Raw genomic sequence first — 16,367 nt, 5'->3', positions numbered from 1 at the left:
ATGCGCCCCCATAAAGGAATGACTTGAGGAAAAGTGGGGCGGCAAACTCAGGAAAATTTGCCGCCCGGGAGAGGGGCCTTACTCCAAAAGGCCCGCTTCTTTGTAGAACTTCTCAGCGCCCGCGTGCAGCGGCACACCCAGAGCTGCGATGCCATCAAGTGCTGTATCAGGCGTGATCTGCTTGCCCTTGGCATGGCCATTATCCAGCAGTTTACGCGTGTTATCGTTCCAGATCGCAGCGGTGATGCCGTACACCAGCTCTTCGCTCAGATCGGACGAGACAACCAACAGCGCAGAGACGGCAGGTGTTTTGACCTCGTAATCCACACCTTCATATACGCCCGCCGGTATTTTCGACGGGATGTAGGCGGGGATGATCTCGTTGATCTTGGCCAGATCCTCATCAGAGAAGCTGTGCAGCTCCATGCCTTTTGTGGTTGCCAGTTGGACCATGGCGGAGACCGGCCAGCCCGCAGCGTAGAAATAGGCGTCAAGCTGACCATCCGCGAGACGTTCGGCGGATTGGCTGTTGTTGAGTTCTGCCTCATCCATGTTGTCGCGGGTCACACCCCAGGCGCCCAGCATTTGCTCAACAGCGACTTGCGTGCCCGAACCGGCCTGTGCGATCCCCACGCGTTTTTCGGCCAGATCGGCAAGCGTGCTGATCGAGCTGCCCTTGGGCATGACCAGATGCAGGTCTTCGGGGTAGAGATTGGCGATGATCCGCAGTTTTTCATGCGGTTTGCCATCAAATTTGCCTTCGCCCAGATACATCGAACGGGTGACATCCGCCGCGGCCATGCCGGCTTCCAGCTCACCGTTTTGGACGGCAGTGTTGTTGAAGACCGAGGCTGTGGTCGATTGAGCAATGGCGATCAGGCCAGGCACGCCGCATTGTCCGCCTTCGTCGCAGGGGCGCGATCCGGGAGGCGCGGAAATACCGTTGGCAATAGTACCGCCAATGGGGAAATACGTACCACCGGCGCTACCGGTGCCGATACGGAAGAAAGTCGGATCCTGCGCGGCAGCCGTGCCAGCGATCAGTGTCGCGGCAACTGCCAGACCCGATAGTTTCGAGATTAGCGTCATGAGTGTCTCCCTGTTTATTTGACTTCTACATGAGTCGTGAGAGCAAGCTTACGCCGCCCAAGAATAAATACAAATTTGAATATCTTTCATATCCATCAAGTTTGTTTATGATTGAGACATGAACATTTCGCAGATTTCAGCCTTCAATGCGGTCATGACGTCGGGATCCCTGACAGAGGCGGCGACCAAACTGGGGCGCACCCAACCGGCCGTCAGCGCGGCCATCAAGTCCTTGGAAGATCAGCTTGGTCTTCAGTTGTTCGAGCGTAAGGGCCGAAAACTGGTGCCGGTTCCCGAGGCGCAATATCTGTTGGCCGAAGCCAGTGCGATCCTGAGCCAGGTGTCGCGGGTGCGGCAGACCATGCGCTTGTTGGTGGATGGCCAATCAGGCAGTCTTGCCGTTGCGGCCATGCCCGGGCCGGTATCGATGCTGTTCCCGAAGTTTGTGGCCGAGCAAATTGGTGGGGCGCAGGACATCAAGATTTCGATGCTGGCGCGGAGTTCCAATCAGATCGCCGAACTGGCCCGCGCACAAAGCATCGATTTCGGGTTTGCCGACATCCCCGATACGCTCGAAACTGCCGGGCTTTATCAGGCTCAGATCGTGTCTGGCGACAGTTTCGTTGCACTTCCGGTGGCGCATCCGCTTGCGTCAAAATCCGAGATTGAACTGAAGGACCTCGACGGGGCGCCGATGGGCGGATTGCAATCGACCCATGCGCATCAACGCGAGATTACATCCCTGTTTCAATCACGCGGATTGACCTTTTCTGGCCGGGTCGAGAGCCAGACCTTTCTTCCCATTCTGCAGTTCGTCATGGCCGGTCAGTGCTGTGCCATTGTCGACCCGCTTACCGTTGTGCATGTCAATGCGGCGGGGTTCATGTCGGACACCATCGCCATCCGGCCACTGACCCACCCGGTGCGCTATCGCTACGCGATCATGTCACCGCGTCATCGGCCGGAATCGATCATCGCGACGCGCGTGCGCAAGGCGTGGACGCAGGAGGTTTTGCGGCTATTGGAAGAGGTCGGCGCGCGCCCGGCGGTTGAGGGCACTCATAACAGCTGAGTGACATTATCCTCGTAGGCAAAAAGCGCCGCCAGTCCGCCGGTATGCACAAAACAAACACGACTGCCGCGCGGGATTTCACCGGATGCCACAAGGGCAGGGATCGCGGCAAAGCTCTTAGCAGTGTAGACTGGATCAAGGATCAGACCCTCGGTGCGCGCCATCAGCGTCATCGCATCAATGGCCGGTTGCCCAATCTGCCCGTATCCCGGCGCCAAAGCGCCGTCCCAGGTGACGATATCGCTTGGTGTTACGCGGTGAGCGTCTTGCGAGAGCCCCTCGAGCCGTTTCGTGATCCGGGCGATCCGTTGGGATTGCAGATTGCGGCCACGCCGCACGCAGCTCCCGATGACGGTCGCGGATGATCCGGCGCCACGCAAACCCGCCAGTAATCCCGCATGTGTCGCACCGCTCCCGGAGGCCACGACGACCACGTCAAAACCCGCATCCTGGCTCATGATCTCGTGGCCCGCATCGACATATCCCAAGGCACCAAGCGGGGGGTGATCCTCGGACAATGGGATGACATAGGGCCGGCGTCCTTCGATACGTAACGCCTCTGCCCGGTCCTGCAGCGCGGCATCTGCACCGGTTTCATCTTCACCGTTGTGGTAGGTGATAATTTCGGCCCCCAGAAGACGCGAGAGCAGCACATTTCCGGACGACTGATATGCGCCAGGCGCGTGTTTGACGCGGTCTTCCAATTGCACCACAGCCCGCATGCCTTGCGATCGGGCGACCGAGGCGGCAAGCCGCACAAAGTTAGATTGAACCGCGCCTGTGATCAGAATTGTATCGGCGTTTTCGGCCAGTGCCGCGCCGAAGTAATATTCCAACTGCCGGGATTTATTGCCGCCAAAGGTAGGACCGGCCATGTCGTCGCGTTTGATGTAGAGATCGATGTCCAACGCGTCAGAAAGCCTTGGGGCCTTGGTGAGCGGGGTAGGGGAGCCCACAATGTCGAGACGGGGATGCATGTACGAAGTCTATGCGGCACTGGCGGCGATGCAACCGTTAAAGGCCAAGGGCAGGGGAGTGATTTCCGCCCAGTGACGAAATCCACCGGCAAGGCGCAAGCAACAGGCGTTCATGCGCCCAAAACGGCGTGCTTGACGGAAGGGGTACATTACTCTAAGTTCGAATACTTCGAAAATGGAAGTATTTGAGAGCGATGATTGGCGGAGAAGATCTTCAAACGCTTATTCTGACCTTGGCGGATCGTATGGCGCAGGTTGAAAAGACCCACGCGCAATCCCTTACACCGCCCGTGGCGCCGGCCGAGGTGTCGGCTTTGCGCTACATCGTTCGCGCTTCACCGGTTCGTATGAGTGACTTGGCGCAGAGTGTGGGGCTTCCCCAATCCAGCGCCACAAATCTGGCTGACAAATTATTGTCGCGCGGCCTGATACGACGCGAGAGACCAGAAACGAACAGACGTGTTGTCATGCTGACCGCGACACGCGCGGCAGACCGTCTGATCAAAAAGATCGAAGGTGAGCAGGTCGCTCTTTGCGACGAACTTATTGCCGGGCTGGCCCCAGGCGAAGCCAGCGTGATCCGCGGGCTTTTGAGCCAGTTGTCAGGTGGTCGCGCTAACAAAAACGAATAGGGAGCAAGACATGACTGATACCATGACCGACACATTGCCAAGCTGCACTACGCTCGATATCGAGACGATGAAAAACACCAAAGCGCATCTGGAGAAGAACCCCGAGGAAGCCAGTGGCAGTTTTTCCAGTACCACCAAATGGCTCGGCGGTGCGCAGGCAACAACCACGGCGCGGAGTTTCACGATCAAGACCGACGAACCGACGCCGCTTGGCGGCAAGGATGAAAACATCGATCCGATGGAATTGCTTCTGGCGGCATTGGGATCATGCCTGACGATAGGGTGGGTCACCCATGCGAATTTACGCGGTGTGGATTTTTCGGACCTTGAGATCACCGTGAATGCACCATTTGATCTGCGGGGGTATTTGGCGATTGATGACGCTGTTCGGCCAGGTTTTGGAGAACTGACCTATGACATCAAGGTCAGCACCGATGCATCGTCGCAAACCCTCGAAGAGATCAAGAAGGCGGCGGAACTGGGCTCGCCAATGTTTGACAACATCAAGAACATGACGCCCGTGTCCGGCCACGTCGAACTCGTGTGACACTCGCCGCAGCCGCGCAATAGGGCGGCGGATAAGGTGTGAGTGACCACGTTGACACGCGTGGTCACGTCACCAGCGTCGTATCACCGAGCTACTTGTTGGAAATGTGAAAGCGCGGCACGCAGTAACTGGTTGCTTCGACCGCGCGTCTCAAACGCGGCAGATGCTCGCCAAAGCCCGGCGGGGCAATATGTGCGGCATCGGCAGTATCTTGTCCAAATTGCATCCATTAGGCGCATAATCAGTATTATGTTAACTATAGAGAAATGCTATCTGCTACAAATACCCATTTAAATCGTTTTAAAACATATGTGTATCGGCTTTACTTGAAGTTCCGCCCAGCCTCGTACCGATCTCTCCTCTCACTTGTACAGCAGCGCCATGCGCCTGTGGACTGAAAAAAACAGGCGAAGTTCAACAACTGGGCGCGCCTGTGCTCGACAGTATTGCGGTTTACAGTCTAATAAGGCGAGCGAAGGAAAAAATACTATGACGTCAATCCTTGTTCTGAACGGACCAAATCTCAATCTGCTGGGACAGCGGCAACCTGAAGTCTATGGCAGCACGACGCTGGCAGATATCGAAAAGATGAGCCAGGCCAAGGCAGACGCGCTTGGCATCGGATTGGCGTTTCATCAGAGCAATGACGAAGGCGCCCTGCTCGATCTCATTCACGGCGCGCAAGGCACACATGACGGCATCATCCTGAATGCCGGTGCTTACACGCACACGTCCGTGGCGTTGCGCGACGCGATCAGTTCTATTGATCTGCCGGTTGTTGAACTGCATTTGTCGAACATTCATGCCCGCGAAGAATTCAGACGCCATTCCTATATCAGCGCCGTGGCAATTGGATTGATCTGCGGGTTCGGCGCGGCCGGTTACCCAATGGCGATCGAAGCGTTGCATGATCATCTGGAGGCTTCCAAATGATCCCAACAACGCAGATTAACCGTTTGCTCAACACACCAAGCATTGAAGAGCTCTGGGATTTGCACACTAAGAGCATGGCCAGCTATGGGTTTGACCGGCTGATCTATGGCTACACCCGGTACCGCACGGCGACGTCATTGGGCGACCCGGAAGATTTCGTATTGTTGACCAATCATGCGACGTCCTACACGGATGTTTTCATTGGCAATGGTCTCTTTTTCCACGCACCGATGGTCAAGTGGGCGCTGGAACATGATGGCGCATGCTCATGGTCAGTTCTCAAGATGATGGTGACATCCGGCACGATCACCGAACAGGAAGCCAAGGTGCTGGAGTTCAACCAGACCCATGAGGTGACGGCGGGATACTCGGTCAGTTTCAAATCGATTTCGCCGCGCACGAAGGGTGCAATTGCGCTGACGGCACGGGCGGGATTGAGCCAGGAAGAAGTAGACCAGATCTGGGAAGAGCATGGCGAAGATATCATTGCGCTGAATAACATGGCGCATCTGCGCATCCTGTCCCTGCCCTATACCGCACCCGGCCGGTCTTTGACCAAGCGTCAGCGCGAAGTTCTGGAGTGGGTTGGCGACGGAAAAACCATCCAGGATATTGCGATGTTGCTGGAGTTGACCCCGGCTACAGTAGAAAAGCACCTGCGCCTTGCGCGTGAGGCTTTGAGCGTTGAAACGACGGCTCAGGCCGTTTTAAAGGCGGCTTTTCAGAATCAAATGTTCGTGTTTGATACATAATGTGCCTGATAAAGGCGTATTGTTTCCTGCAATAACAAAATTTTATCCATTGGTAAGGAAATCCAGACTTTCGTTACGTCACTTAAAATAGCAATATAGTGTTGTTCCGTGAGTGGTGGCTTTTAGGCCCGGGAACATCAGGTCCGGAACCTCTGTGATATCAGGGCACTCGGATCTGCCGGTTCTACCGGATGTCGGTCGCTGGTCTTATTGATCAGGTCAGTGGCCGGCGCTCTTCAGACTGTCGCTTCATCCCCAATTAAGTGCAGTCCTACTACAGCGGTGTCGCTCCTCAAGGCGACACCGCACCTGTTTTGGGCCATCCCCCTACCCTTACATATTCGGGAAATAGTCCTCGCATCCGCCTTCGCGGTAGACGTCTGCCGTGCAGCAATGCAAACCACCTCCGAATGCATAGGCGTCGCGCAGCTCAACCTCAACGACTTCCATGCCAAGCTTGTCCATCTGCTCGGCCTGATAGACTTCGGATTTTTCGACGCAGACGGTTTTTGGATCGAGCACCAGCACATTCATGCTGAGCCAGGTGGATGAGTAGCAAAGCGGCGGCGGCGTGTTATGGGCAGGTTGCGCCGCATCGACGATTTCCCAATCATTGTCATTGAACATCTTACGCTGATCATCCGGTAAACGGCGCTGCGGGTTGTTCAGAATCAGACCCGGACGCAGTGGTGTAAAGGTTGCGTCGATATGAATGGGATACGGATCACCGGGAAAGTTGACCGCATGCACGCGGTGCTCCGGGAAATGCCGCCGGATCCATTCGATGCCCTTGAGGTTTGTGGTGAACCCGTGCTGCACCACCAGATCGCGGCCAAAGCGCAGCACATCCGCCGCATCAAAGAGCGGCTCTTCTTCCGTGGTGACAAAAAACTTCTCGGCAGTCCATTTCAGGCGCTTTTCCACGCCGATCTTTTCGCTGAGATAATCCGGGTGGTAATCCGCATCCGTCAGGCGCGGCTTGGGCGCGCATTCGTGGCGGAAATTCGGATCCTCGTTGAAATATTGCTGCATCAACGGGCGGTAGTTCAGGTATTCGAACCAGCGGCAGCGATAGGACATCGTCGCCTCGAGCATCTCGGACCCGACGGTCAGAAGAACATCGCGGGGTGGCATGCAGCCAAATTGGCTCTCAGTATGGAAATCCGGCGTGGTGGCGGGCAGGCTGTGGTCAATCGGCGTGGGCCGATCCACCCGCACGCCGCGCTTTTCCAGCATCGCGGCGAAATTGTCCAAAAGCTCATTGGCGCGGTCGATCGTCTCTTGCGGGCGGCGGCCCCACTGGCCGCGCATGTCGCTATCTTCGGGTACCTTGGCATCGAGCGCGGGTTCTTCCGGCGGGATATGGCAATCATCGGCCCGGCCCACGATCACATGTTTCAGCGGATCCCATTCGTTCCAGCTGTTCACAACAGTTTTTTCCGGTGACCACGACATGGCCCGCGCCTCCCCTAGTGTCGGAGACGAAGGCGGGCCTTCAATCTCCCGATTGAAAGTCCCGGCGTGCAGGAACGTCTGAAACGGCAAGAGGCTCAATCACCCCGGCGACGCCATCGCCGATTGCCGAATTGGGCTATAGCATTGGTTGGAAAGTCAGTTCAATGCGTTCCGCATATCGTTGGCAATCATTACACATTTAACAGTCGCTCTGCGGGCGAAGTGGGCCTGTGTCTTTGGACTGCTGCCCTTGTCCGGTACTTGTGCGACATGACATGTCGCGCTCAGAGCAGATGTCTGCTTTGTCCTCTGAGATCATGAGCCGTCAGAATTTGGTTTGAAAGGCACGGCGCACAGCATGGAAGACATCCTCGACTTAGAATCCTTTCCGCTTCACCTGCCGGATTCAGAGGCGTATGCGGCCCTTGTTACCCGATGCAGATTGGAACTGGACCGGAATGGCATATGCAATCTGGAGGGATTTTTGCGTCCAACCATCGCGGTACAGTCCGCAGAAACGCTGGCCCCACTGACCAAGACAGAAGGCTTTCAGCACAAACGGGTGCACAACATCTATTTCAAAGATAAGCTGGATGGCTTGTCGCCGGATCATCCCGCACTGACCCGGTTCGAAACTCAAAATCTGACACTGTGCGCTGACCAGATTGGCTCGACACCTATCGACTCCATTTATGCGTGGCGCCCGCTAAGGCGATTTCTGGCTCAGATCATGCGTAAGGGTGACCTCTATGAAATGGATGATCCCCTCGCCCGGGTGAATGTCATGTCCTACAGGGACGGTGACGCATTGGGTTGGCATTTTGATCGCTCAGAGTTCACGACAACCCTGCTGCTTAAGGCGCCGGTTGCAGGAGGTGTGTTCCAGTATCGGACCGGATTGCGAACGAACGACGACCCGAACTATGACGGTGTTGCGCGGCTGTTGCGCGGCGACGACCCGGATGTGCGCGAGATGACGCTTAAGCCCGGTACGCTGAATGTGTTTCGCGGTATCGACACGCCACACCGCGTAACGCCAGTCGAGGGCGAAACGCCACGGATGGTTGCCGTATTTTCGTACTTCGACCGTCCGGGTGTGGTTTTTTCTGCCAAAGAGCAGTTGGCATTTTACGGACGTACAAGGACGCCCGGGCTTTGAGAAGCAGATGCCCAAGACGCCACGATCCGTTTGGGCAGAAACCGAACAATCAGGCAAAATCACTGAAATAATAAAAGGGCACCCAAGTGGATGCCCCTTTGATCAATATCGAATTTTTGGGTGTGTCTTACCCTTGTGCCGCTTTCGCGACCTCTGCGGCGAAGTCTTCTTTTTCGACTTCAATGCCTTCGCCCACTTCCAGACGCACGAAGCCGAGGATTTCGGCACCGGCTTCTTTGGCGGCGGCTTCGACCGTCAGGTCGGGGTTCATCACGAAGGACTGGCCCAGGAGCGTAACCTCGGACATGAATTTCTTCATGCGGCCGACGATCATTTTTTCGATGACCTGCTCGGGCTTGCCGGATTCGCGGGCGATGTCGATCTGAACTTGCTTTTCTTTTTCGACAACGGCCGGGTCCAGCTCGGCCTCGTTCAGCGCGGCAGGGTTTGTCGCGGCGATGTGCATTGCAACCTGCTTGCCGAACGCCTCGTCACCTTTCAGAGCGACGACCACGCCAATTTTGCCCATGCCATCCGCTGCGGCGTTGTGGACGTAAGACACAACCGTGTCGCCCTCAACTGACGCCATGCGGCGCAGGGACATGTTCTCACCGATGGTGGCAACCTTGGCGGTGATGGTTTCTTCAACCGTTTTGCCGCCCATGTCAGTGGCTTTCAGCGCATCTACATCCGCCGCGCCAATGGCGGCGTCGGCCACGCCTGCAACCATGCTCTGGAATTCGGCGTTCTTGGCAACGAAATCGGTTTCGGAGTTCACCTCAACCGCCACACCGCGGCCACCTTCGACCTTGACAGCCACCAGACCTTCAGCAGCCGTACGGCCGGATTTCTTGGCCGCTTTCGCCAGACCCTTGGTGCGCAGCCAGTCAACGGCGGCTTCCATGTCGCCATCGTTTTCGGTCAGCGCTTTTTTCGCGTCCATCATGCCTGCGCCCGTGGAATCGCGCAGTTCTTTTACCATTGCAGCTGTGATCGCCATGTCGGCTCTCCTCAAATTCTCGATTGGGTCTGGGGGCGGGCGGGCCCTGCCCCCATCTTGGTCATGTCGAAGGCTTAACCTTCGGCTTTTTCTTCGGCGGGCGCTTCCGCCGGTGCTTCCTCGGCGGCGGCCTCTTCGGCAGTGGCTTCGGCAGCAGGTGCTTCGGCTGGTGCCTCGGCGGCAACTTCTTCTACCGGGGCATCTTCCATCGCACCAAGATCAACGCCTGCAGCGCCCATCTGTGCCGACATGCCGTCAAGCGCTGCGCGTGCCGCGAGGTCACAATAGAGCGTGATCGCACGGGCCGCGTCGTCATTGCCGGGGATGATGTAATCGATCCCGTCGGGCGCGCAGTTGGTGTCAACCACAGCCACAACCGGAATGCCCAGTTTGTTGGCTTCGGCCACGGCCAGCGCTTCTTTTTTCACGTCGATGACGAATAGCAGATCAGGTGTGCCGCCCATTTCGCGGATGCCGCCCAGTGAGGCCTGCAATTTGCCCTGGTCACGTTCGATGCCAAGACGCTCTTTCTTGGTCAGACCTTCGGCACCACCTTCGAGCGCTTCGTCGATCTGCTTCAGGCGCTGGATCGATTTCGAAACGGTCTGCCAGTTGGTGAGCGTGCCGCCCAGCCAACGGTGGTTCATGTAATACTGCGCGCATTTCTCAGCGGCTTCGGCGATCGGCGCGGAGGCCTGACGCTTGGTGCCGACAAAGAGGATACGGCCGCCTTTGGCGACGGTTTCGCGCACAACATTGAGGGCCGCGTCCAGCATCGGAACGGTTTGCGTCAGGTCCATGATGTGGATGCCATTGCGCGCGCCATAGATGAACTCGCCCATGCGGGGGTTCCAACGCTGCGTCTGGTGGCCGAAGTGAACGCCAGCTTCAAGCAGCTGACGCATGGTGAACTCTGGAAGAGCCATGTCGTTTTCCTTTTCCGGTTTTCGCCTCGGCACGGGAAGAGAGGCGGATGCCTCAACCGGTGGACATTTGGGGATGTCTCCCCCAACGTGCCCGCCCGTACCTGCGGATTTCAATGGGGCGCGGATAAAGGATCATACCCCCCATGGCAAGGGCTAATTCATGCGTTGAAGCCTATTGCGGTGGCCGAACCAGCAGGATCCAGTTCTGACCGGGAAATGTCAGCCCGTTGGCGGGCACGATCGGACGCCGTGCGGTTTCGACATAGCCTTCGCTTGCATAAAGCCCAAGTGCGATCGGATTGTGGTCTTCTGCAATCAGGCTCATGCCGTTCTGACCCTGACGCGCAAGAGCGGCCTGCAACAAGCGGCGGCCGATCCCCCTGCCCTGAAACTCTGGGAAGACGGCCAACGCATTCACGTAATGGGTGCGCGGGGCCATGTTCTCAAGCTCAATCAGGGGCACGAAAACGGGTGGCGTGTCCGCCTCGATTGCGTCGGGCTCATCGCCGATATCATAGGTCACGACGCCACCGACGGTCTGCTCCGCGACCTCTGCCATGATGATCGTACCGGGCGTGGCATTGGCAATCTTGTCGTACATCCGCGCGAGGCCAATTTGATCCGCGTTTACATCGGGGGTTGCAGATTTCTGCCAAACCCAAGGGGCAAGACCTTCACTGGCCAGTTCGAACACACGGCGCAGGGCCAATGCATCATCCTGAACCGCGTGGCGGAGTGAAATTCGCTCCATCACTTTTGTCTCATTAATTGGCATCGAAGTGCCCTCCCAAACATGTTTCGCCAAGCGCGTGGACATGGCGATGATCCGTGCCGCAACACCCTCCCAGAACCTTGATGCCGGGCAAGTTGCGGATCATGCCCGCATGTAGTTGGCCAAATTCTTCGGGGTTCCCGTCATCCAATTCTTCGGCATTGTCCAACTCTTCATGGCTCATCCGGCTGGCATTTGATCGCATGCCACCCAACCGGCCGGTCCACCCGGCGCCGTCCAGAATGGCAGAGTAATGATCGGGATGCGCGCAGTTGATCATGAAGTAGATCGGCGAGACGTTGGTGGCCGTATCTACATCCGCGATTGCATCTGCCACGGTCTGTCCTGTGGGCAATTTACCATCGGTTTCCACGGTGAATGAAATCACACAAGGCAGGTTTGCAGCCTTCGCCGCCAAGGCCACCCCGATGGCTTCGTCCGCGTTGGTCATGGTGGCCGCGGTGACCATATCCGCGCCCGCCTTCGCAAAGCAGTTGATCTGGCGCGCGTGGTAGGCCTGCGCCTCCGGCACGCTTAACACGTCGTCTGGAGCATATCCATCACCGTACGGACCGACCACGCCATTGACCACCACCGGCACATTGCGCGCCCGCCAGTCAGAGGCGATTTGCTGGCCGAATTCCACCGCCTTTTCATTGATGCGGTCTATCTCCTCGGGCGAACATCCCGTGGCATCCGCCCATCGTTGACTGGCCCGCCATGTTGGCGTGTCGAGCACGAAACCGGTGCCATTGGCCTCAGCGATCGACAAATACTGTTCCAGATAATCCCGAAGTGTCAGCGTGCCATTTTCGGTTTTTAGCAGTGGAAAGGCCGCAAAGGCGGGCAAGTCCATACCGTGGTGAAACACCAGCGTCGTCTCCAGCCCGCCATCCGTCAGAAATGGGGTTTTGGTCGCCAGCAGGGCATCAAAATTGCTTTTGGAATGTGCGGACATTTTACAGTGTTCCTAATCAAAATACATTCGGGTCTTTTGGTTATTGCGCGGCTCAAACAATTGACCTTGAATGAGGTCGGCACCACGCCGTCACCGGGATTATGGCCGCAAATGAGTGCGGCGCCGGACCTCATAGCGACATCCGAAGAGAATGTGCAGGTCAGGAAATCCCTACCTTTTGGGCGCCCTACTCGCGTTCCGCGACGTACACCATTCGACGTCTTGGTCTGGCACGGCACATCACCATGGGCGCGTCGCGACGGCTTTGCAATAGATTGCGCGCCTTGCGGGAACGCGGCATTGTTGGCGCATGGATGCAATGACCCTTTCCCCACCTATCAAAACGGCACAGCGCAATGGCGAGCCGATTGTGGCGCTGGAAAGTACAATCATCACGCACGGGATGCCCTACCCGGACAATCTGGAGACAGCGCGCAAGGTCGAGGCTGCGGTGCGAGCCGCCGGTGCGACGTCTGCCACCATCGCTGTGTTGAACGGGCGGCTGCACGTGGGGTTAAGCGACGCCGAGCTTGAAGGTCTGGCGCAAGAAAGAAACGCGGCCAAGCTCAGCCGGGCTGACCTGGCCGTTTGCATGGCTCAGGGTGACACCGGCTCCACAACCGTGGCGGCCACGATGATCGCCGCGCATCTGGCCGGTATTGCCACCTTTGCGACTGGCGGGATTGGCGGTGTGCATCGCGGGGCTGAAACCAGCTTTGATATTTCTGCGGACCTTTACGAACTGGCCCATACCCCGGTCAGCGTGGTCAGCGCCGGGGCCAAGGCCATTCTTGATTTGCCCAAGACACTGGAACAGCTGGAAACGCTTGGCGTTCCGGTCATTGTTTATTGTCAGGACAGCTTTCCCGCCTTCTGGTCTGCAAGCTCTGCCCTGCCCGCGCCGATACGTATGAACAGCGCCCGTGACATAGCGGCGGCCCACCTTATGCGGGGCCAACTGGGCCTACCCGGTGGGCAATTGGTGGCCAATCCCATCCCGCAGGAGGCTGAAATTCCGGCCTCAGTCCTGGAGCCGATGATTGAAAAGGCGACACAGGAGGCGGATGCCGCGGGGATCATGGGTAAGGCGCTTACACCGTATCTTTTGGGCCGGATACACGAATTGACCTCAGGCCGGTCCCTCGAGGCCAATATCGCCCTTATTCTCAACAACGCCCGTTTGGCCGCTGAAATTGCCACCGAAATCGCCACAAGTGACAACGCCGAGTTGTAATTCCCCGTCCAATCACTTGATTTCTGTTACTTTCTCTTCCAATCACCCATTGTCGCTTGGCGGAATCCTGCTTAGATACCGCACGAGCCCAAATGTCTGATGGTTAGATGAACACACCCTTCGACGAAGAACCGCCACAACCGAAAAAGCCGCGCATGTTTTCGGGATTGCGGGCCAGTTTCCTGACGGGGCTGGTCGTCATCGCGCCTGTGGGTCTGACGATCTGGTTCATGTGGTCGCTGATCGGGTTTGTGGACGGCTTTGTGCTGCCGCTGGTGCCGTATAATTTCAATCCTGAAAAGTATATCGGTATCAACCTGCGCGGCGTTGGCGTCATCATCTTCCTGATTTTCACGATTTTTGTCGGGTGGATCGCCAAGGGTCTGATCGGTCGTTCCCTGATTGCCTATGCCGAAACACTGGTTGAACGCATGCCGGTGGTGCGCACGATCTATTCGGGCATCAAACAGATTTCCGAGACGGTCTTTGCCCAGTCCGAGCGTAGTTTTGAGAAAGCCTGCATGATCCAGTATCCGCGCAAGGGCATCTGGGCCATTGGCTTTATCTCGACCACCGCCAAGGGTGAGGTTGCTGACCACCCTGAAACCGCGGATGAGATGTTGAGTATCTTCCTGCCCACCACGCCGAACCCGACATCTGGTTTTCTGCTCTTTGTGCCGAAAGAGGATGTGATCGAGCTTGAGATGTCGATCGAGGACGCTGCCAAGCTGGTGATTTCGGCAGGCCTTGTCTATCCGGGTCAGAACGGCGAAGAAAACGGCATCGGCGGTCAGGCCTAACCGAACATATCTTCCAGATCGGTTGTGCTGGACTTGTTCAGATCATCAAAGTGATCCGTCAAAAAGGTATCGGCCGCCGCGCGCCCGGCCTCTTTCAGACGCCCCAATAGATAGGGGTTGGGCAGCAGTTTCGTGGCCACCGAAAGATCGCGCATCAGGTCATCATCCGCGATCATATGCACCAACACGCGTTTCATGGCCCCGTCCGGAACCGTTCCGTCAGCAATCAGGCGCTGAACAAAATTGATCGCGCGCAGTTCACGCAGGAGCGATGAATTGAAGCTGATTTCATTGATGCGGTTTTGAATTTCATGGGGTGCCTTGGGCACTTCGGCGCGATCCAGAGGGTTGATGTTGACCACGACAATGTCATCAGGCAGGTCCGGCGCAAAGAGCGGGAAAAGTGCGGGGTTACCGGTATAGCCACCATCCCAGTAGTGATCGCCTTCAATTTCGACCGCCTGAAACAAGGTTGGCAGGCAGGCCGAGGCCAACAGCGCATCACCGCTGATTTCGTCCCCCTGAAACACACGTATTTTGCCGGTATGCACGTTCGTGGCGCCGACAAAAAGCGCCGGGCCATGATCCGCGCAGACCTTGTCATAGTGGAAATGATCCATCACGGGCCGCAGCGGATTGGCGTAGAACGGACCGTAGGCATAGGGCGACACCATCCGGGTCATCGTATCGGTTACGGCAAACGGCCAGGATAGTTGGAGCGCGTCACTGAATGCCGCCGTTGACGGCCAGAAACCGGCCATCCAGGACGGCATGCGCATGTCCTGCACCGCCCCGATGCGATGCCACAACCAATCGAGGTTTTCACGGGCGCCGTCGCGGCCATTGGCCAACCACCCGGCCTTGAACGCCGCCCCATTGAGCGCCCCCGCCGACGTGCCGGAAATGCCGGCCACCTCCAGGCGGTCGTCTTCAAGCAACCGGTCCAGAACCCCCAGGTAAACGCCCCATGCGCGCCTCCGCCCTGCAGAGCCAGATTGATGCGCTTCGGTTTCACCATGGGTCGCCCTCACTGTTTTGCGTGATCGGTTGACGTCGGGGGCGGGCCTATCGCGTCCCGCCCTGATCGGACGCCATCAGCGCACTATCATTCTACTGCGCCGTCCACCCGCCATCGGCAGTGATCTGCGTGCCGGTGATCTGCGCCGCCGCATCAGAACACAAGAAGAGCGCGATGCCGGTCAGCTGTTCTACTGTGACAAACTCTTTTGACGGCTGTTTGAGCAGGATCACCTTCTCAACCGCCTCATCTTCCGAAATTCCGTATTCTTTGGCCGTATCCGGGATCTGCGCCTCGACCATCGGTGTCAGAACGTACCCGGGACAGATCGCGTTGCAGGTAATCGGATCCTTCGCGGTTTCCAGCGCCACCACTTTTGTCATGCCAACCACGCCGTGTTTGGCCGTCACATAGGCTGACTTGAATGGGCTGGCGCGCAGACCATGGGCCGAGGCGATGTTGATCACCCTGCCCCACCCGGCCTTGCGCATCATCGGCAGGGCCGCCGCCGTGGTATGAAACGCCGATGACATATTGATCGCGATGATCGCGTCCCACTTATCCGTTGGAAACTGATCAATCGCGGCCACATGCTGAATGCCCGCGTTGTTCACCAGGATGTCGCAGGCCCCGGCCTGTTCGATCAGCGCCCGGCACTGATCGCCCTTGGACATATCGCCCTGAATGTAGCGCGCGGTCACGCCGTGTTCGCGCCCGATTTCGGCGGCAAGGGCGTGGTCTTCTTCCGAATCGGTGAATGAATTCAGCACCACGTCCGCGCCGGCCTTGGCCAGCTCCTTGGCGACCCCCAGGCCGATGCCCGAGTTGGATCCAGTGATGATTGCGGTTTTCCCCGACAGCGTCATGTGCAGCACTCCTGTTATGTTGGCGGTTGCATAACATGCTGCAACTGCAAAGTGCAGGGGGAACCCGGTCACAAGTTTGCCAAAAAAAACGCCCGCACGAAGCGGGCGTTAAGTTATTGAGGCAGGTTTCATACAGGCAAGAAACCTATCGAGCAGTAATCCTCTTATAAGCAATCT

17 protein-coding genes and 1 pseudogene are annotated in these 16,367 nt (G+C 57.4%); 8 read left to right on the top strand and 10 right to left on the bottom strand.

Annotated features, from left to right (window positions below):
* Positions 1–78: 78 nt before the first annotated feature.
* On the bottom strand, positions 79–1,089 hold the full coding sequence (locus tag ACZ1HJ_RS14845) for a TAXI family TRAP transporter solute-binding subunit (protein WP_472719433.1): 1,011 nt from the start codon (positions 1,087–1,089) through the stop codon (positions 79–81).
* Between the two features lie 118 nt (positions 1,090–1,207).
* On the opposite strand from ACZ1HJ_RS14845, the gene ACZ1HJ_RS14840 reads away from it, so the two are divergent.
* Positions 1,208–2,161, top strand: coding sequence for a LysR family transcriptional regulator (locus tag ACZ1HJ_RS14840; protein ID WP_472719432.1), 954 nt, complete (start codon positions 1,208–1,210; stop codon positions 2,159–2,161).
* On the opposite strand, the gene ACZ1HJ_RS14835 is transcribed toward ACZ1HJ_RS14840, so the two are convergent.
* Positions 2,149–3,138, bottom strand: a complete 990-nt coding sequence (locus ACZ1HJ_RS14835; RefSeq protein WP_472719431.1) for a D-cysteine desulfhydrase family protein — start codon at positions 3,136–3,138, stop codon at positions 2,149–2,151. The two genes, ACZ1HJ_RS14840 and ACZ1HJ_RS14835, sit on opposite strands and share 13 nt — an antisense overlap.
* Positions 3,139–3,332: 194 nt before the next feature.
* Between ACZ1HJ_RS14835 and ACZ1HJ_RS14830 the strand changes: the two genes are divergently transcribed.
* Complete coding sequence (locus ACZ1HJ_RS14830; protein ID WP_472719430.1) at positions 3,333–3,770, top strand: MarR family winged helix-turn-helix transcriptional regulator; 438 nt, start codon at positions 3,333–3,335, stop codon at positions 3,768–3,770.
* A gap of 10 nt (positions 3,771–3,780) precedes the next feature.
* Entirely contained in the window at positions 3,781–4,317 is a 537-nt protein-coding gene (locus ACZ1HJ_RS14825; protein ID WP_472719429.1) for an OsmC family protein, read from the top strand.
* Positions 4,318–4,408: 91 nt separating this feature from the next.
* Here the strand turns inward: ACZ1HJ_RS14825 and ACZ1HJ_RS14820 are convergent, their stop codons facing one another.
* Positions 4,409–4,543, bottom strand: a complete 135-nt coding sequence (locus ACZ1HJ_RS14820) for a hypothetical protein (RefSeq protein ID WP_472719428.1) — start codon at positions 4,541–4,543, stop codon at positions 4,409–4,411.
* Between the two features lie 263 nt (positions 4,544–4,806).
* On the opposite strand from ACZ1HJ_RS14820, the gene aroQ reads away from it, so the two are divergent.
* Both aroQ and ACZ1HJ_RS14810 read left to right on the top strand, forming a co-directional pair.
* On the top strand, positions 4,807–5,250 hold the full coding sequence (gene aroQ / locus ACZ1HJ_RS14815) for a type II 3-dehydroquinate dehydratase (protein WP_472719427.1): 444 nt from the start codon (positions 4,807–4,809) through the stop codon (positions 5,248–5,250).
* Positions 5,247–6,002: a helix-turn-helix transcriptional regulator gene (locus ACZ1HJ_RS14810; protein ID WP_472719426.1), complete on the top strand. Its 756-nt coding sequence runs from the start codon at positions 5,247–5,249 to the stop codon at positions 6,000–6,002. The genes aroQ and ACZ1HJ_RS14810 overlap by 4 nt, the downstream gene beginning before the upstream one ends.
* A gap of 333 nt (positions 6,003–6,335) precedes the next feature.
* Here ACZ1HJ_RS14810 and ACZ1HJ_RS14805 read toward each other — a convergent pair whose 3' ends face one another.
* A complete protein-coding gene (locus tag ACZ1HJ_RS14805; RefSeq protein ID WP_472719425.1) occupies positions 6,336–7,457 on the bottom strand; it encodes a serine/threonine protein kinase in 1,122 nt (373 codons plus the stop codon).
* A 358-nt stretch (positions 7,458–7,815) separates the two neighbouring features.
* On the opposite strand from ACZ1HJ_RS14805, the gene ACZ1HJ_RS14800 reads away from it, so the two are divergent.
* On the top strand, positions 7,816–8,616 hold the full coding sequence (locus ACZ1HJ_RS14800) for a HalD/BesD family halogenase (RefSeq protein WP_472719424.1): 801 nt from the start codon (positions 7,816–7,818) through the stop codon (positions 8,614–8,616).
* 127 nt (positions 8,617–8,743) lie between these two features.
* On the opposite strand, the gene tsf is transcribed toward ACZ1HJ_RS14800, so the two are convergent.
* The 4 genes from tsf to ACZ1HJ_RS14780 all read right to left on the bottom strand — a co-directional run bounded on the left by tsf (position 8,744) and on the right by ACZ1HJ_RS14780 (position 12,272).
* Positions 8,744–9,616: a translation elongation factor Ts gene (gene tsf, locus ACZ1HJ_RS14795; protein WP_472719423.1), complete on the bottom strand. Its 873-nt coding sequence runs from the start codon at positions 9,614–9,616 to the stop codon at positions 8,744–8,746.
* Between the two features lie 74 nt (positions 9,617–9,690).
* Complete coding sequence (gene rpsB, locus ACZ1HJ_RS14790; protein WP_472719422.1) at positions 9,691–10,542, bottom strand: 30S ribosomal protein S2; 852 nt, start codon at positions 10,540–10,542, stop codon at positions 9,691–9,693.
* Positions 10,543–10,714: 172 nt separating this feature from the next.
* Entirely contained in the window at positions 10,715–11,317 is a 603-nt protein-coding gene (locus ACZ1HJ_RS14785) for a GNAT family N-acetyltransferase (RefSeq protein WP_472719421.1), read from the bottom strand.
* Positions 11,307–12,272 (bottom strand): homocysteine S-methyltransferase family protein, encoded by a 966-nt coding sequence (locus ACZ1HJ_RS14780; RefSeq protein WP_472719420.1) that lies wholly within the window; start codon positions 12,270–12,272, stop codon positions 11,307–11,309. The genes ACZ1HJ_RS14785 and ACZ1HJ_RS14780 overlap by 11 nt, the downstream gene beginning before the upstream one ends.
* A gap of 310 nt (positions 12,273–12,582) precedes the next feature.
* Here ACZ1HJ_RS14780 and ACZ1HJ_RS14775 point away from each other — a divergent pair, with 310 nt between their 5' ends.
* Positions 12,583–13,506 (top strand): pseudouridine-5'-phosphate glycosidase, encoded by a 924-nt coding sequence (locus ACZ1HJ_RS14775; protein ID WP_472719419.1) that lies wholly within the window; start codon positions 12,583–12,585, stop codon positions 13,504–13,506.
* Between the two features lie 107 nt (positions 13,507–13,613).
* Complete coding sequence (locus ACZ1HJ_RS14770; RefSeq protein ID WP_472719418.1) at positions 13,614–14,306, top strand: DUF502 domain-containing protein; 693 nt, start codon at positions 13,614–13,616, stop codon at positions 14,304–14,306.
* Here ACZ1HJ_RS14770 and ACZ1HJ_RS14765 read toward each other — a convergent pair.
* A pseudogene (locus ACZ1HJ_RS14765) lies at positions 14,303–15,324 on the bottom strand (patatin-like phospholipase family protein). The gene ACZ1HJ_RS14770 and the pseudogene ACZ1HJ_RS14765 sit on opposite strands and share 4 nt — an antisense overlap.
* 92 nt (positions 15,325–15,416) lie before the next feature.
* Positions 15,417–16,190 carry a 3-hydroxybutyrate dehydrogenase gene (locus tag ACZ1HJ_RS14760; protein ID WP_472719417.1) on the bottom strand — a complete coding sequence of 258 codons (774 nt, stop codon included), beginning with the start codon at positions 16,188–16,190 and terminating at the stop codon, positions 15,417–15,419.
* Positions 16,191–16,367: the final 177 nt, after the last annotated feature.

The sequence above is a fragment of the Roseovarius sp. JB2-10 genome (assembly GCF_055693585.1).
The sequence above is the reverse complement of the archived record's forward strand: the minus strand, read 5'-3'. Positions and strand labels throughout refer to the sequence as shown.

Excerpts from the sequence above, each read along its gene's own strand:
- ACZ1HJ_RS14780 (WP_472719420.1), bottom strand. The coding sequence starts at position 12,272 with ATGTCCGCACATTCCAAAAGCAATTTTGATGCCCTGCTGGCGACCAAA.
- ACZ1HJ_RS14800 (WP_472719424.1), top strand. The coding sequence starts at position 7,816 with ATGGAAGACATCCTCGACTTAGAATCCTTTCCGCTTCACCTGCCGGAT.
- ACZ1HJ_RS14825 (WP_472719429.1), top strand. The coding sequence starts at position 3,781 with ATGACTGATACCATGACCGACACATTGCCAAGCTGCACTACGCTCGAT.
- ACZ1HJ_RS14785 (WP_472719421.1), bottom strand. The coding sequence starts at position 11,317 with ATGCCAATTAATGAGACAAAAGTGATGGAGCGAATTTCACTCCGCCAC.
- tsf (WP_472719423.1), bottom strand. The coding sequence starts at position 9,616 with ATGGCGATCACAGCTGCAATGGTAAAAGAACTGCGCGATTCCACGGGC.
- ACZ1HJ_RS14830 (WP_472719430.1), top strand. The coding sequence starts at position 3,333 with ATGATTGGCGGAGAAGATCTTCAAACGCTTATTCTGACCTTGGCGGAT.
- ACZ1HJ_RS14810 (WP_472719426.1), top strand. The coding sequence starts at position 5,247 with ATGATCCCAACAACGCAGATTAACCGTTTGCTCAACACACCAAGCATT.
- ACZ1HJ_RS14820 (WP_472719428.1), bottom strand. The coding sequence starts at position 4,543 with ATGCAATTTGGACAAGATACTGCCGATGCCGCACATATTGCCCCGCCG.
- ACZ1HJ_RS14760 (WP_472719417.1), bottom strand. The coding sequence starts at position 16,190 with ATGACGCTGTCGGGGAAAACCGCAATCATCACTGGATCCAACTCGGGC.
- ACZ1HJ_RS14835 (WP_472719431.1), bottom strand. The coding sequence starts at position 3,138 with ATGCATCCCCGTCTCGACATTGTGGGCTCCCCTACCCCGCTCACCAAG.
- ACZ1HJ_RS14775 (WP_472719419.1), top strand. The coding sequence starts at position 12,583 with ATGGATGCAATGACCCTTTCCCCACCTATCAAAACGGCACAGCGCAAT.
- ACZ1HJ_RS14840 (WP_472719432.1), top strand. The coding sequence starts at position 1,208 with ATGAACATTTCGCAGATTTCAGCCTTCAATGCGGTCATGACGTCGGGA.
- ACZ1HJ_RS14805 (WP_472719425.1), bottom strand. The coding sequence starts at position 7,457 with ATGTCGTGGTCACCGGAAAAAACTGTTGTGAACAGCTGGAACGAATGG.
- ACZ1HJ_RS14770 (WP_472719418.1), top strand. The coding sequence starts at position 13,614 with ATGAACACACCCTTCGACGAAGAACCGCCACAACCGAAAAAGCCGCGC.
- rpsB (WP_472719422.1), bottom strand. The coding sequence starts at position 10,542 with ATGGCTCTTCCAGAGTTCACCATGCGTCAGCTGCTTGAAGCTGGCGTT.
- aroQ (WP_472719427.1), top strand. The coding sequence starts at position 4,807 with ATGACGTCAATCCTTGTTCTGAACGGACCAAATCTCAATCTGCTGGGA.
- ACZ1HJ_RS14845 (WP_472719433.1), bottom strand. The coding sequence starts at position 1,089 with ATGACGCTAATCTCGAAACTATCGGGTCTGGCAGTTGCCGCGACACTG.